General features: G+C 63.8%; 17 protein-coding genes. 8 read left to right on the top strand and 9 right to left on the bottom strand.

Annotation, left to right across the window (positions count from 1 at the left end; all coding sequences use genetic code 11):
* From A2J03_RS13970 to A2J03_RS13945, 6 genes are all read left to right on the top strand, one after another.
* Positions 1–1,336: hypothetical protein (locus tag A2J03_RS13970; protein ID WP_068374876.1), on the top strand; the 1,336-nt coding region annotated here is incomplete at its 5' end.
* A gap of 484 nt (positions 1,337–1,820) precedes the next feature.
* Positions 1,821–2,036 carry a hypothetical protein gene (locus A2J03_RS13965; RefSeq protein ID WP_068374870.1) on the top strand — a complete coding sequence of 72 codons (216 nt, stop codon included), beginning with the start codon at positions 1,821–1,823 and terminating at the stop codon, positions 2,034–2,036.
* Positions 2,033–2,683: a hypothetical protein gene (locus tag A2J03_RS13960; RefSeq protein ID WP_068374869.1), complete on the top strand. Its 651-nt coding sequence runs from the start codon at positions 2,033–2,035 to the stop codon at positions 2,681–2,683. The genes A2J03_RS13965 and A2J03_RS13960 overlap by 4 nt, the downstream gene beginning before the upstream one ends.
* A complete protein-coding gene (locus tag A2J03_RS13955) occupies positions 2,680–2,862 on the top strand; it encodes a hypothetical protein (RefSeq protein ID WP_068374866.1) in 183 nt (60 codons plus the stop codon). The genes A2J03_RS13960 and A2J03_RS13955 overlap by 4 nt, the downstream gene beginning before the upstream one ends.
* A 354-nt stretch (positions 2,863–3,216) precedes the next feature.
* Complete coding sequence (locus tag A2J03_RS13950) at positions 3,217–3,771, top strand: hypothetical protein (protein ID WP_156520385.1); 555 nt, start codon at positions 3,217–3,219, stop codon at positions 3,769–3,771.
* A gap of 146 nt (positions 3,772–3,917) precedes the next feature.
* A complete protein-coding gene (locus A2J03_RS13945; protein WP_068374860.1) occupies positions 3,918–4,226 on the top strand; it encodes a DUF4411 family protein in 309 nt (102 codons plus the stop codon).
* Between the two features lie 303 nt (positions 4,227–4,529).
* On the opposite strand, the gene A2J03_RS13940 is transcribed toward A2J03_RS13945, so the two are convergent.
* Complete coding sequence (locus tag A2J03_RS13940) at positions 4,530–4,889, bottom strand: DUF5655 domain-containing protein (protein ID WP_068374858.1); 360 nt, start codon at positions 4,887–4,889, stop codon at positions 4,530–4,532.
* A gap of 31 nt (positions 4,890–4,920) precedes the next feature.
* Positions 4,921–5,532 (bottom strand): TetR/AcrR family transcriptional regulator, encoded by a 612-nt coding sequence (locus A2J03_RS13935; protein WP_068374854.1) that lies wholly within the window; start codon positions 5,530–5,532, stop codon positions 4,921–4,923.
* Between the two features lie 65 nt (positions 5,533–5,597).
* Here A2J03_RS13935 and A2J03_RS13930 point away from each other — a divergent pair, with 65 nt between their 5' ends.
* Positions 5,598–6,239 carry a TetR/AcrR family transcriptional regulator gene (locus A2J03_RS13930; RefSeq protein ID WP_068374853.1) on the top strand — a complete coding sequence of 214 codons (642 nt, stop codon included), beginning with the start codon at positions 5,598–5,600 and terminating at the stop codon, positions 6,237–6,239.
* 33 nt (positions 6,240–6,272) lie between these two features.
* Here A2J03_RS13930 and A2J03_RS13925 read toward each other — a convergent pair whose 3' ends face one another.
* From A2J03_RS13925 to A2J03_RS13915, 3 genes are read right to left on the bottom strand one after another with little or no spacing between them, the layout of a single operon-like run.
* Positions 6,273–6,668, bottom strand: a complete 396-nt coding sequence (locus A2J03_RS13925) for a DUF5313 family protein (RefSeq protein WP_068374852.1) — start codon at positions 6,666–6,668, stop codon at positions 6,273–6,275.
* On the bottom strand, positions 6,665–7,114 hold the full coding sequence (locus tag A2J03_RS13920) for a MarR family winged helix-turn-helix transcriptional regulator (protein ID WP_068374850.1): 450 nt from the start codon (positions 7,112–7,114) through the stop codon (positions 6,665–6,667). The genes A2J03_RS13925 and A2J03_RS13920 overlap by 4 nt, the downstream gene beginning before the upstream one ends.
* A gap of 29 nt (positions 7,115–7,143) precedes the next feature.
* A complete protein-coding gene (locus A2J03_RS13915; protein WP_068374878.1) occupies positions 7,144–7,767 on the bottom strand; it encodes a LysE/ArgO family amino acid transporter in 624 nt (207 codons plus the stop codon).
* A 68-nt stretch (positions 7,768–7,835) separates the two neighbouring features.
* On the opposite strand from A2J03_RS13915, the gene A2J03_RS13910 reads away from it, so the two are divergent.
* The gene (locus A2J03_RS13910; RefSeq protein ID WP_068374848.1) at positions 7,836–8,711 is read left to right on the top strand and encodes a LysR family transcriptional regulator ArgP; all 876 of its coding nucleotides are present in this window, start codon (positions 7,836–7,838) and stop codon (positions 8,709–8,711) included.
* A 19-nt stretch (positions 8,712–8,730) separates the two neighbouring features.
* Here the strand turns inward: A2J03_RS13910 and A2J03_RS13905 are convergent, their stop codons facing one another.
* The 4 genes from A2J03_RS13905 to A2J03_RS13890 all read right to left on the bottom strand — a co-directional run.
* Positions 8,731–9,663, bottom strand: a complete 933-nt coding sequence (locus tag A2J03_RS13905; protein ID WP_068374845.1) for an NAD(P)/FAD-dependent oxidoreductase — start codon at positions 9,661–9,663, stop codon at positions 8,731–8,733.
* Positions 9,664–9,667: 4 nt separating this feature from the next.
* Entirely contained in the window at positions 9,668–10,252 is a 585-nt protein-coding gene (locus A2J03_RS13900) for a hypothetical protein (protein WP_082897833.1), read from the bottom strand.
* 57 nt (positions 10,253–10,309) lie between these two features.
* Complete coding sequence (locus A2J03_RS13895; protein ID WP_068374837.1) at positions 10,310–10,909, bottom strand: superoxide dismutase; 600 nt, start codon at positions 10,907–10,909, stop codon at positions 10,310–10,312.
* 87 nt (positions 10,910–10,996) lie between these two features.
* A partial coding sequence (locus A2J03_RS13890) for a nitrilase-related carbon-nitrogen hydrolase (protein ID WP_068374836.1) occupies positions 10,997–12,231 on the bottom strand: 1,235 nt, incomplete at its 5' end.

Below are 12,231 nucleotides of genomic sequence, written 5' to 3'. Positions count from 1 at the left end.
CGACCAGCTGGCGGAGGAGCACAGCGGCCAGGCGCGTCGGCTGGTAGCCGAAAACAAGCAACTGCTCGGCTTCGAGGTTGATTCGTCCAAGAGTGCGGTTGACCGTTGGCTGGTGGCTGGACACCGAGGGGGAGTGCTGGCAGGTGGAATGGCAAGTCCCGCAACGGGTTTCGGTGTATCCTCGCTCATGGTCATCGATGACCCGATCAAAGGCGCGGCGGAAGCCGACTCACCGGCTCACCGTCGGCGGCTGCTCTCGGCATTCCGGTCGGACCTGTTGACCCGCCTGCACCCAGGCGCGAGCTGCGTCGTCATCTCCACGCGGTGGCATACCGAGGACCTTCCGGGCTCACTGCTCGACGAGGGCGGCGAGCAGTGGCAACACATCAACGTGCCCGCCGTTTCCACGGCCGGTGTCCGAGATGACCTGTGCCGCGAGCCGGGTCGCCCGGTCGTGAACCCGCTGGGCTACGACGCCTCGGACTTCGAGCGGATTCGGACCTCGGTGGGTAGCCGGGCATGGGCCGCGAGCTACCTCGGTACGCCGTCGTCGCCCGAGGGCGCGCTGATTATGGCGGAGTGGATCGATGCACACCGTCTTCCAGCGGCACCGTCACGGCCCATGCGCATCGTTGTGGCAATCGATCCCGCCGACTCCGGTCACGGCGATCAGACCGGCATCGTCGCTGGTGCGCTCGCGCCGGATGGCAGTGTGGCGTTGATTGCCGACGTGTCGGCGCACCTCACATCCGACGCCTGGGCTAACAGGGCGGTAGAGCTGGCTATCACCCTCGGTGCATCGTCCGTCGTCGTCGAGGGATTCAGCGCGGCCACGACCTACTCACGTCTGATAACTGAGGCGGTCCGCGCACAGAAGCCGCCGCAGCACATAGCGGTGAGCACCTGGCCACCGAAGGGGCGCTCACGTGTCGGTGATGCCGCGAGTAGGTCTCAGGGGATGATCGCAGCGATGGAGAACGGCAAGTGCCGGATCGCGGGGCATCTCCCGACTCTGAAATCGGACATGGTCGGATGGCAGGGGCATCAGCATCAGCCCGACCGTGTCGCCGCTGCCGTGATCGCGTTCGACGTGCTAGACGACGGCGCAAACCGGCAGGGCATGACCATCGCGGCCCCAATAGCTCTTCACGACCGCACACTGGGTCGCAACGTCTCGGGTCTCGGATCTGGACGACCCGGCGTCGACGCCCTGGTTGCCGCGCAGGCGGCACGCAAGAAGGCAGCGGCGGCGGGCACCGATCCCGACGCTGAGCCCGAAGTGCAGAAAGCGGCGCGTGTATCGAGCATGGCCGCGTACTTGTCGAGGCGGCTATGACGACATGAATGAACCGTCGCGCGGCCTGCCTCGCCACGCGGCGCTTACTGCACCACCGACCATCGACCCCCGAGGCTGACATGACCAGTGACCTGTTCGACCTACCGACCAAAGTCGTCAAGACATACCGAGTTCACGGATGCCACAGACGGCACCTGAGTTACCGCGAGTGGGCACGGTGCTCTTGGCCGTCCGCCGCATTCGGAAGCGGAGACGGACCCTACTGCACCATCGCGCGGTGCAGACGTAGGGCAGCGACTGTGCATCTGCACTCAGACATCGACGCCGCCCTCGGGTGGCTGGCCGTGATCGACGGCCCCACTGGCTGTGGTGGCCGCTGTCTAGGTCGGCATGAACTGGTGCGAATAGATCTGCGTGCTGACTGACCGAATCCCTATGTTCAGCAATGGATTTTCGTCCTCGGGACGTAGTCCCGTCGCCGCGTCGCCGCGACGCTGCACCCTGACTTTGTAGCGTTCGGCCCATGGACACAACACGAACGTCATCGAGCTGGGCGGGACGCCTGGCGAACCTCACGGGCCGGGGCATTCCCGACACCGACCCTCGGATTGTCGAGTGCCGTCGAGAGTTGGCGATCCGTCGCCTACAACGAGCAGTTGCCGCTGAATCCGGGACGCTCGACGCCGACGCCATACGGGCCGCACTGCTCGATCCTGCGGAGGAGGTGCAGCCCGCATGAAGCTGGCATTCCGCAGAGGCGAACGGATGACGGCCCCTCTGCCGATGTTCGATCAGGACGAACAACGCCGTCGTCGTCGGCACTGGCTCCCGAACGTCCTGACCGACGAGTTCGATCTGACAGTCGAGTTGGAAACGATCACCGCACCCCTGGCGCTCCGGGTCGCCGCCGACCCGGTCCCCGCCGTGCTCATCGGGAACGTCTCGGATCTGAGCGATGCTGTGGCCGCGTGCCTCCGGGAGCTGGGCGAGTTGTTCGCTGCCGACACCGATCAGGCCCGTGTCCGGCACCTGGCCTCGGAGGAGGACCGCGCGCGTGCCCTACAGCTACTCCGCTCACGACGGGCGGCGTCTGCCCCCGACTTCACCGCTGCCGACCTCGGGGCGGGCACCTGGGCAGCGGCCCTGGTCGCGCTCGCAGAACCGTCGGCCGCTCCGCTGAGCGACTACCTCGGACGGGTCCGGCCCGATTCGATTGTGTCGGCCACCTCGGTTGTCGAGGCATCCTTGCGCGGCGTCGACCGGGCTGCGATCAGCTTGGAGCGCCGTCTCGACCGCCGTGCCGCCGACCGCGAACTGTTCGCAACCGCCCACACCTCGGCGCCAACGGTCGAGGATCAGCTCGCAGAACTCGGAGTCGCACCATGAAGAACGCGAACGGAAGCCTCGGAATCTACACCCGTGCCGGTCAGTCCGACGTGCAGCTCGGGCGTGATCGGTTGCCTGCCCCGACGGTCGATCTCGCTGGTTACGTCCGCGTCGAGCAGAGTGGACGCCCGCGGGCTTGGAGCCCGAACATGGTCGACGCCGACCCTCAGGGCACGTAGTGGCCGCGTCCTGCACTGGCTGCGGTACAGCCACGTCCAACCCCGACGCCGTGGCCGGAACATGGCGGTGTTCCGACTGCGTCGTTCCGGTCACCTGCTCGTGCTGCCCGATGCAGACCAGCGACCCGAATGCAGTGCATCCGTGGCGGTGTTCGGCGTGTCAGCACTACACCGGACGTACGGCCCGCCATCGACGTGCCGCTATGCGCAAGAAGCGCCGAAAGCTTGACTGCGAGAGTGCCGGGTCCCTGGCTCCCGGCACCCGGTGAAGACGTCGAGAATCGATTGGTGGCTGTGGGCCCGGTCGATTCTCGACGTCCTCGTTCTCTCCAATTCTCAGAACGGACAACACACGTGAAGCTCTCCGACCTATCGCCCGCCGAACACCGCCGTATCGAGGTCGCCATCCACGAAAGTGCGCACGCGGTCCAGGTAATCCTGGCCGGTGGCAACATCACCGAGGTCAGGATGAACGACCACGACGCCGAGATGCCGGGACACTGCGCGCACACCGACGTTCCCGAGGCCCGGCTGCGCGAAGTCAGCTACGCCGGACCCTGGGCCGAGACGCGCTGGAAACGCGGAGCCCACCCTCCGCTCGCAAGCATCCTCGCTAGCCTGCGGGACAACCCATCGGATTGCGACGACGTGATCCGAAGCGATCAGGGTTTGCCGCGAGAGATCGAGAACCAGCTCGAAACCTGCTGGAGCGCGATCACGAAGCTAGCGGGCGCGTTGTTCGTGGACGGACGCCTCGATGACCGGACCGTCCGTGCCACGCTCGGGATGACCGGCGACCCCTCCCACGACCGAAGCATCCGCGCTTCGATCAGGATGGGTGACGCGCCGGGCACCGTCGCTTACTCAGCACCCGGTTCGGGCCGATGGGACGTCGAACCTGCCATCTGATTGACGTAGCCCCAGAACGTGCAACACACCTCGCATCAGGCCTTCGTGGGGTGTCCCGAGAGATCCGCCTCTAGGCAATTCAAGACGCGCTGACAGTAATTGAGTCCCGTGTGAAACATCGTTATATAGGAGTTGACCGCCCGCTCATGCCGCGTTCGCGTTCCGCGACCGGTTGCCCCCGCAGGAGTCATGTCCTGCCGATTGAGGTCGACGTGCAGAACGCCACCACGGCCATTCTGAGGGCTCACCCCGATCTCGTGAGGGCAGGAGGCAAGCGCAGCGGTGGTGACCCGTTCGTCATTGCGCTCGCGATGGCTCGCAACGGGGTCGTCGTCTCCGAGGAAACGCGATCCGGCAACCTCTCCAAGCCGAGGATCCCCGATGTGTGTGACTCGCTGGGTGTCCCGGTTCTGAACCTCATGGGCTTCATCGAGTCGCAGCGCTGGACGTTCTGACCGAACCCCCGGCAGTGTGCCGCCAGCGTGCCAAGACGCGACGAACCAGCACGGCACGCACTGGACCCACTGGACACTCGGCGGTCTTGACCTGGACTTATTCGACGGGGCTAGACACACTCGACGGCTCGAATGCCATTTACACACCAGCGGTCGGGGGTTCGAACCCCTCTGCGCCCACTTCCAAGCCAGTTGGCCCGAATGCGCACCTTCCAGCAGGTGCGCACGTTGCAACTTGCGCGTCGGCTGAAACCTGCGCAGGCGACGGTGGAACTTGGGTTGCGGCCGGGCTTCTGCTGTCATTCACCGCGTTCCGGGCCCGACTGTCTCGTAGGCCTCCACCAACCACGATCGAATTTTTTCGTCGACCTGGCCGGGTTCGTCGAACGTCAGCCGATGCGTGACGACCTTCTTCGTCGTATAGAACGACTCGCGCAGGCGGGGATGCTCGACCGCGCGAAGCAGGTGAAATGAGACCTCCAGCCGCCCCGACTTCACGAATGCGCCGGCGAAGACACGTTTTCGGGACCACGAGATTTCAGTGCGGTGGACCTTCTCGAGAACCTCCGGGCCGGACGCGAGCACAGCGTCGCGGAATTCCAGCATCATCTCGGCGACCTGATCCGAAAAGGGAGCGAGGTATTCGTCGACGGTTCCAGTCATGGGTCGAGCGTAGGACCGAAGCGGTTGCTGGTCAGGTCGTAGGGGTTCCCGCGATTCGATCGGCCAAGCCTGCTCCGGACTGGATGAACCGCCGGCGGCCGAGCGGCGTGAAGGAGCGGCCCTCGGACAGGAATGCCGAGGCGAAGATTTCGATCTGCGCGATCATGGCGACCGCTACGACGCTGGCTTCGGCGGCGGACAGTCTTCCTCTGGCTTTCTTGGCCGCGGAACTCAGAACCGGAATCAGCACGAGCGCATTCGAGCGACGAATCGCTTCGACCTGCTGACTTGCACCACGGGATTGAACGAAGTACACGGTCGAGCTAGTGCGGTTGTCCGACAGCCACGCCACGAGTGGTTCGACGAGCGAGCCCATGTTGCGAGCCGGAATCACCACCTCCAGCGCGATTCGCTCGATCTCGCCGACATACTCGGCAGCGAATTCACGCAGACCCTCCAGCAGGATTTCCTCGCGCGACGGGTAGTGATAGTAGATCGCTGCCGACGTCATTTCGGCGGCGGCTGCAATATCGGCGACCGTCACGGAATCGACTGGTCGGGACGCGAACAACTCGAACGCTGTTTCTACGATGACCCCACGGCGCGAGGGGCGGTGCGCTGGTCGCTTCAGTGTTGCCGGCATTCACTCTCCTAGGACTACGGTCATGCAACACTAGTGCTTCGTCCTACGAGAGGTGAGCTTGTCAGGTGAGTGATCAGGGGGCTGACGACAAGGTGGGAAAGAAGTCGCCGCACAGGCCGTCGCGACGACATGAAATCGTCGCGGCTGCGATTCGAGTTTTCGCGGCAAAGAGCTTCTCCGATGCAAGCATCCAGGACGTGGCAGACGAGGCTGATGTCGTACCGTCTGCGGTCTACTACCACTTCGCCGGGAAAGACGAGTTGTTCGAGCTCGCGATGCGGCGCGTGCTCGACATGGTCAACGAGGTCGTCGCCGAAGTTCGCGCACAGGAAGATTCCAGCGAAGTGCCATCGTTGGAACCCGTCATCCTCGCGGTATGGACGTGGGTCGAGAAGCACCCGGACGAGTCACGACTGCTGCACTATCACCTACCTGGCGCCACTGCAGACGCCTCGGCGCTGCGACGTGAATTCGAAGAGGAGCACGTTCAGCGCGCATTCGACTACCTGCCGCCTGTCCCGGCCCCCGCCACCAAGCGCGCGGCAGCAGCGGCGCATGCCTCGCATACGCTGTCGACGAGAACGCTCATCGAGTTGCTGATGACCATTCATGCACTGCGAATAGGTGAGGGACCTCTGAGTCGGCATGCGTCGAAAAGTCTGAGCCGTGCCGTAATCGCGGTGGGGGACAGAATCATCGTCGGTTGATTACCGACGTATTCGGCTCCAGCGCAACAGATCTTATCGTGGGGGACGATCTGCGAGGTGCAATTGCTCGTACCTGACACGTTCGGAGTCGAGTGCTGCTCGTTTGCGGTCGCTCTTCAGATTCGAAGGGAGACCGTGCAATTCGAGTCGGCGTGCGCGATTGAGCTCCATGAATGCCACCGTGTAGAACAGAGCGAGTAGCACGCTCAGAAGAACCATTGCGCCGCGGAGCCACAGGGCGCCGGGGAACAACACGAGAAAGCCGATGAAGATGGGCATGAACGGAATCATCGACCGCAGTAGGTGTCTCGGCACCGCGCCCTTTCCGACGAGGTCGTTTCGAACCCAGTCCTGCATCGACATCGGAAGCTTCCGCCCCAGAACGTAGCCCAGCCATTGGGCTGCATTCGGACGTGTTCGGTCGGTCATGCCAGCGCTCCTGCGTCTATCGCGGCTCGGTTGATTCGTCCGAGCACCGTGTGTAGCTCTTCCAGCTCGGCGATATCGACTCCAAGCTTCTCGATGACCGCGGGTGGAATTTTTTCCGCTTGCTTCCTCATCGCAACTCCCGCCGGTGTCAGTCGAACCTCGAGCTGACGTTCGTCGGAAGCGTTCCTCGCCCGCATGATCAGACCGCCTGCTTCCAGACGTTTGAGGAGGGGCGAGAGGGTTGGGGAGTCGAGCTGGAGGGCACTGCCGATGGCTTTGACCGACATCGGCGACGATCCCCACAGCGCGAGCATGACCAGGTACTGGGGGTGGGTGAGGCCCATCGGCTCGAGTAGTGGTCGATAGACGGCCAGGACTGCCCGGTTGGCGACAGCGAGGGCAAAGCACACCTGCCGATCCAGCGCGAGGGGATCTTCGTCAGGCATATTTGAATCGTACACGAATAGTTAGTGCACTAACTATTTACCGCCTGGGCTACCAAGGTGGCTCCAAGGGCGAGCATGAACGCTGCGATGGCGCCGTCCAGAATTCGCCACGCTGACGGCTTCGAAAACGCTGGCCGTAGGAGACGCGCACCGAATCCGAGGGCGGTGAACCATACGATGCTGGCCGTCGCTGCGCCGACGCCGAACCACACTCGTGCCGTGTCGTAGGTTGCCGCGACCGATCCGAGCAGCACGACGGTGTCCAGGTAGACGTGGGGATTGAGCCAGGTCAGCGCGCAGGCTGTGACGATCGCCGTTCCGATCCGCGCGGGATCAGGAGTGTGCTCGGTCGTCAACGATGTCGGCCGGTACGCGCGCCGAGCCGACAGAAGTCCGTAACAGATGAGGAATGCGGCGCCGCCCCAGTAGGCGAACTTCAGCAATCCCGGCGCGGAATCGACGATGAATCCGGCCCCGGCGATGCCCGCGCCGATGAGAAGGATGTCGGACACGGCGCACACGGCGACGACGGCGAGAACGTGTCGGCGTTCGATGCCCTGCCTCAGCACGAACGCATTCTGTGCACCGATCGCGACGATCAACGAGAGACCGAATGCGAATCCGGCGAGTGTGGGTGCGAGCGAGAAGGTCATGATCACAAGCTAGGAGAGGTCCAAGATTAAGTACAGCGAAAGTTTCTGATGCTGCGTTAGCATCTCTTATGTCGAATCTGGATCTGCCGCAGCTCGAAGCGTTGGCAGCGGTGGTCGACGAGGGATCGTTCGACGCCGCCGCACGTCGACTGCACGTCACGCCCTCCGCCATCAGTCAGCGGGTGAAGTCCCTGGAAACGGCGGCGGGAACCGTGCTACTACGCAGGTCCAAGCCAGTTCAAGTGACGGCGGCCGGAACGCCCTACCTTCGTCTCGCGCATCAGATCGGTGCGCTCATCGCCGAGGTGACGGTCGACGGGCTCGCGCAGAGACCCACCAGTGTGCCGATTGCGGTCAACGGCGATTCGCTGAATACCTGGGTGCTCCCAGCGCTCGCCGAGCTGTCCGACCATGTCGACTTCGACGTCCGTCGAGAGGATCAGGATCACTCCGCCGAGATGTTGCGGCAGGGCGTCGTCATGGCGGCGGTCACTACGTCCGACGAGCCGGTTCAGGGTTGTTCGGTGACGAGGCTGGGCATCATGCGGTACCACCCGATGTGCTCGCCGGCCTTTCGTCGCAGGTGGCTACCCGACGGCCCGTCGGGCGAGGCGCTGACGCGTGCACCGATGCTGGTATTCGACCGCTCGGACGACCTACAGGACCGCTACTTGCAACAGTGGGGGCCGGTGACGGTGCCTACTCGCAGGCACTACATCCCTTCGTCCGCAGACTTCGCAGAGGCAGTACGTCACGGAATCGGTTGGGCGGTATTGCCTCGGCAACAGTGTGATCGGATGGAGATCGGTGTGGACCTGGTCGACCTCGCTCCGGGCACCGGGATCGATGTGACGTTGTACTGGCAGCAGTGGACTCTGAAGACTGCTGCGCTGGAGGAGTTGTCGGAAGCAATCGTCGCTGCGGCGGCGACAGCGCTCGATTGATTCATCGGTGCGATTCTGTCTACCCGTCTGCACCGAGCCTGCTGCGCGACAGTGCGCGGCCTGCATCGGTTCCGGAGCGCCACGCGCTCTCGATCCTCGGTGCACCGTGCGGACACCACTGATCTCCGGCGAAATATACTCGCCGGGAACCTAATTCGACAGAGCCGAATGTGCTGTCGTGGGCGGCGGAGGGTTTCGCGAACGTCCAGCGATGCGCGTGCGTCCACGACGGTGTTGCTGCGCCGACCACTTCTTTCAGTGCATCGACGGTCGGTGCGACGGCCGCCACGGGATCGTCGAGGTATCCGCGGGCGAACGATGCCGTCGTGTGTGCGACCAGAACAGTGGCGAAGTCGCCTCTCCTCGATCCGTCGTCGGCGAGAAATTCGAGTACGGGGTGGTCGTTGACGAATGCCGCATTCTGGAACGGAAGATCCCACGCGTCGAAACCGCACACAAGCGTCACGACCGGGTCGTAGTCCACGGAATCAGGTACGGAAACAAGACGATTCGACTGTGGATCCGGCATCGCGAGAACCATGTCACCGTCGGGCAGCTGGTCCAGATCGAGCGTCTCCGTGTCGGTGTTGTCGAGCATCTCCCGGACGAGCGACCGGAGGCCACCTGGAGTCGCCCATCGCATCGGACCTGTACTGGTACCGGGAGCAGCGTCGGGCGAGAGCACGCCGAAGGTGTCGGTCCACTCTCGAGCGAGCCCGGCCTGCTGCCAGCGAGCGACGACTTCTGCGAACTGACGATCACGCACCGTGAAGTAGCCCGCTCCGATGTCGACCCGTCGCCCGTGCAATTCAGGTGAGGCCATGCGGCCGCCGACAGCCGGGCCGCGGTCCACGAGGCGGAAGGGTATGCCGGATTCTCGAAGTACGACGGCGCAGGCGGCGCCTGAGATACCAGCGCCGACGATGGTGACGGTCTCGGGACCTGAGCTCATCTGTTCACCGTAGGCGCTTCGCCGAAATCTCCAGGTAGTGGCGTCCACGCGGTGACAGGCGGTATCCGACGTCGAGGCTGTGAGTCAGGCCCAGATTCTTCAACTTTCGGATCCTGAGCTTGAACGGCGCGGTGTCCGACCCGACCGATGCCGCGAGATCGGCCGCTCGCACGCCTGGCCGATTCGCGACGAGCTCGAGATACGAGGTCGTCCACGGCGTATCCGCACGAAGGTCCATGCGTCGGAGCGTGGCATCCAAGTCGCGGAGTGCGTCGCCGTCCAAGTCGGTGTCGGCCCGCAGACTCTCTCGGGGATCGGCGCCGTGAAACCTGACTTCGATCCGGAACACCGGGAGGTGTTCCGAACCTCGGAAAGTCGCGAGAAGCTCTTGTCGCGACGCGGCTCCAGCCGCACGTGCATCGTCGTTGCTGATCGAGTTCGGATCGATCTCGTCGATCCGAACGATGAGAACAACGCCAGCAGATGTTGTGATCGAGGTGCCGACATGGACCCGGGCCTTCGACCATCGACGGAACGCGACGTTCACGGTGCCGTCGGCGATCGCGTTGGCGACGGCACTCGTGAACATCACACTCGGCTCCCGGGAGGCGCACTCACACAGCCGAGAATAGCCGCGTTCCCCGGCTCAGTTCCAGGGTCCCCTGGATGCGACGTCGGACCAGTCGACGATATTCCAGAACGCAGTGACATAGTCAGCCTTGACGTTCTTGTACTGCAGGTAGAAGGCGTGCTCCCACATGTCCAACATCAACAGTGGGGTGATGCCGAGGGGCACGTTCGCTTGCTGATCGTAGAGCTGGAACGTGAGCAGTCGCTTGCCGAGCTCGTCCCACCCGAGCACAGCCCAGCCCGACCCCTGCAAGCCGTTGGCGGCTGCAGTGAACTGAGCGCGGAAGTTGTCGAACGAGCCGAACTGGTCGTCGATTGCCGACGCGAGTTCGCCGACTGGCTTGTCTCCACCGCTAGGCGAGATGTTCGTCCAGAACTGCGTGTGGTTGAGGTGGCCACCGAGGTGGAACGCAAGATTCTTCTCGTGCAGGAAGATTCGAGAGTGATCTCCGGTCGCACGAGATTCCTCGAGCTGGTCGAGTGCGGTGTTGGCTCCAGCGACGTAGGCCGCATGGTGCTTGGAGTGGTGAAGCTCCATGATCTCACCGCTGATGTACGGCTCCAACGCCGCGTAGTCATAGGCGAGTTCGGGTAGGACGTATCGTTCGGTCGTCATGTTTTCGTCTCCTGTTGCATGTATCTCGTGTACACGACCATCCTGAAACCTCGAGTTCTGTCGAGGTCAAGCCCATCGTGACGACCGTCACCGAACCACGGTGTCCACCTCCGCCGGTGACACCGCGCTCAATGCTGCATAGTGGTGCGGTAACCGCATTGCTACCAGGTCTTTTCGGCGGACGACGTTGGTGGGGTACACGGTCTCGAGATTGGTGGTATCCACCACGGCCGTCGCGGTACCGAGGCCGTCGGACACTGTGCTCTCGCCGCGAGGGAACGCGAAGGTGTCCGGGCCGAACACGCCGCTTCGCCCGAGGAGCCCCCGGTCGACGTCGTAGGCATTGGCGAACGCGAACCACACGTTGTTCTCGCCGCCTCGCACCCTCATGTGGTGCCAGTGGAGTGGGTCGGCGCCGGTGAGGATGTCCCCCGGATGCGGGATCGACGTCCCGGGGTTGGCTCCGATTGGCGCGACCATCGCTGCCGGGCACACGATGAGATCGCAACCTCGAAGCGCGAGAACACGTCCGGCCTCCGGAAACAGCACGTCGTTGCCGATCAGAATCCCGACGCGACCGACCTCGAGATCGAGAACGGTCCATTCGCTTCCGGGGGTGAAGTACTCGGCGTCGGCTGGTGCGACGTGCGTCTGGCGGTACGTGCCCAGTACCCCAGCCGGTCCGACGACCACGGCCGTGTTGTAGATGTGGTCACCGTCGACCTCGGCGATGCCGACGACAACTGTCGTCGACGTTCGCGCTGCTGTTGCCGCGACATGCGCGATGGACTGCCCGTCGACGGTCTCGGCGCAGCTCGACGGGTGTCGTGTGCTCGACACCGGCCCGGTGACAGACAGTTCCGGAAAGACGAGCACCGTTCCGGGGCTCGCAGCCGACATGACTTCGTCGATGGCTGCAAGGTTCGCCTGGACCGACCCGGTCGGTGTCGACTGCACGACGGTGACTTCGGTGCGTGTTCCAGTCGGCAACGGCTGATGGCCGTACAGGGAGAAGAAGTCGAGAGGATTCCACAAGAAGGTGTTCGACTGCAGTTCTCGATACAGCTCGGGTCGACGTTCGCCTGCCGGGTGAGGACGTCGGGATCGAGCCGGGTCGATGGTCGCGTAGACGATTCCGTTGCCGCTGTCGAGTGAGGCGGCGATCGTGCCGTCGGGTTCGATGATGCAGGTTCCTCCGCTGAACTGCACCGTGCGCTCGAGGCCCCAGCGGTTGCTTTCCATGACGTAGCAATCGTTCTCGAATGCGCGACTGATCCAGTACGGTGCCGGTGTTCGCTCGGCAAGCCAATTGCTGATGTGGC

The organism is Rhodococcus sp. EPR-157, assembly GCF_001647195.1.
Taxonomy (GTDB): Bacteria; Actinomycetota; Actinomycetes; order Mycobacteriales; family Mycobacteriaceae; genus Rhodococcoides.
The sequence above is the reverse complement of the archived record's forward strand: the minus strand, read 5'-3'. Positions and strand labels throughout refer to the sequence as shown.

What these genes read in the sequence shown, in the direction of transcription:
- A2J03_RS13965 (WP_068374870.1), top strand. Translation starts at nt 1,821, where the DNA reads ATGGACACAACACGAACGTCATCGAGCTGGGCGGGACGCCTGGCGAAC.
- A2J03_RS13960 (WP_068374869.1), top strand. Translation starts at nt 2,033, where the DNA reads ATGAAGCTGGCATTCCGCAGAGGCGAACGGATGACGGCCCCTCTGCCG.
- A2J03_RS13955 (WP_068374866.1), top strand. Translation starts at nt 2,680, where the DNA reads ATGAAGAACGCGAACGGAAGCCTCGGAATCTACACCCGTGCCGGTCAG.
- A2J03_RS13945 (WP_068374860.1), top strand. Translation starts at nt 3,918, where the DNA reads ATGCCGCGTTCGCGTTCCGCGACCGGTTGCCCCCGCAGGAGTCATGTC.
- A2J03_RS13940 (WP_068374858.1), bottom strand. Translation starts at nt 4,889, where the DNA reads ATGACTGGAACCGTCGACGAATACCTCGCTCCCTTTTCGGATCAGGTC.
- A2J03_RS13935 (WP_068374854.1), bottom strand. Translation starts at nt 5,532, where the DNA reads ATGCCGGCAACACTGAAGCGACCAGCGCACCGCCCCTCGCGCCGTGGG.
- A2J03_RS13925 (WP_068374852.1), bottom strand. Translation starts at nt 6,668, where the DNA reads ATGACCGACCGAACACGTCCGAATGCAGCCCAATGGCTGGGCTACGTT.
- A2J03_RS13920 (WP_068374850.1), bottom strand. Translation starts at nt 7,114, where the DNA reads ATGCCTGACGAAGATCCCCTCGCGCTGGATCGGCAGGTGTGCTTTGCC.
- A2J03_RS13915 (WP_068374878.1), bottom strand. Translation starts at nt 7,767, where the DNA reads ATGACCTTCTCGCTCGCACCCACACTCGCCGGATTCGCATTCGGTCTC.
- A2J03_RS13910 (WP_068374848.1), top strand. Translation starts at nt 7,836, where the DNA reads ATGTCGAATCTGGATCTGCCGCAGCTCGAAGCGTTGGCAGCGGTGGTC.
- A2J03_RS13905 (WP_068374845.1), bottom strand. Translation starts at nt 9,663, where the DNA reads ATGAGCTCAGGTCCCGAGACCGTCACCATCGTCGGCGCTGGTATCTCA.
- A2J03_RS13900 (WP_082897833.1), bottom strand. Translation starts at nt 10,252, where the DNA reads ATGTTCACGAGTGCCGTCGCCAACGCGATCGCCGACGGCACCGTGAAC.
- A2J03_RS13895 (WP_068374837.1), bottom strand. Translation starts at nt 10,909, where the DNA reads ATGACGACCGAACGATACGTCCTACCCGAACTCGCCTATGACTACGCG.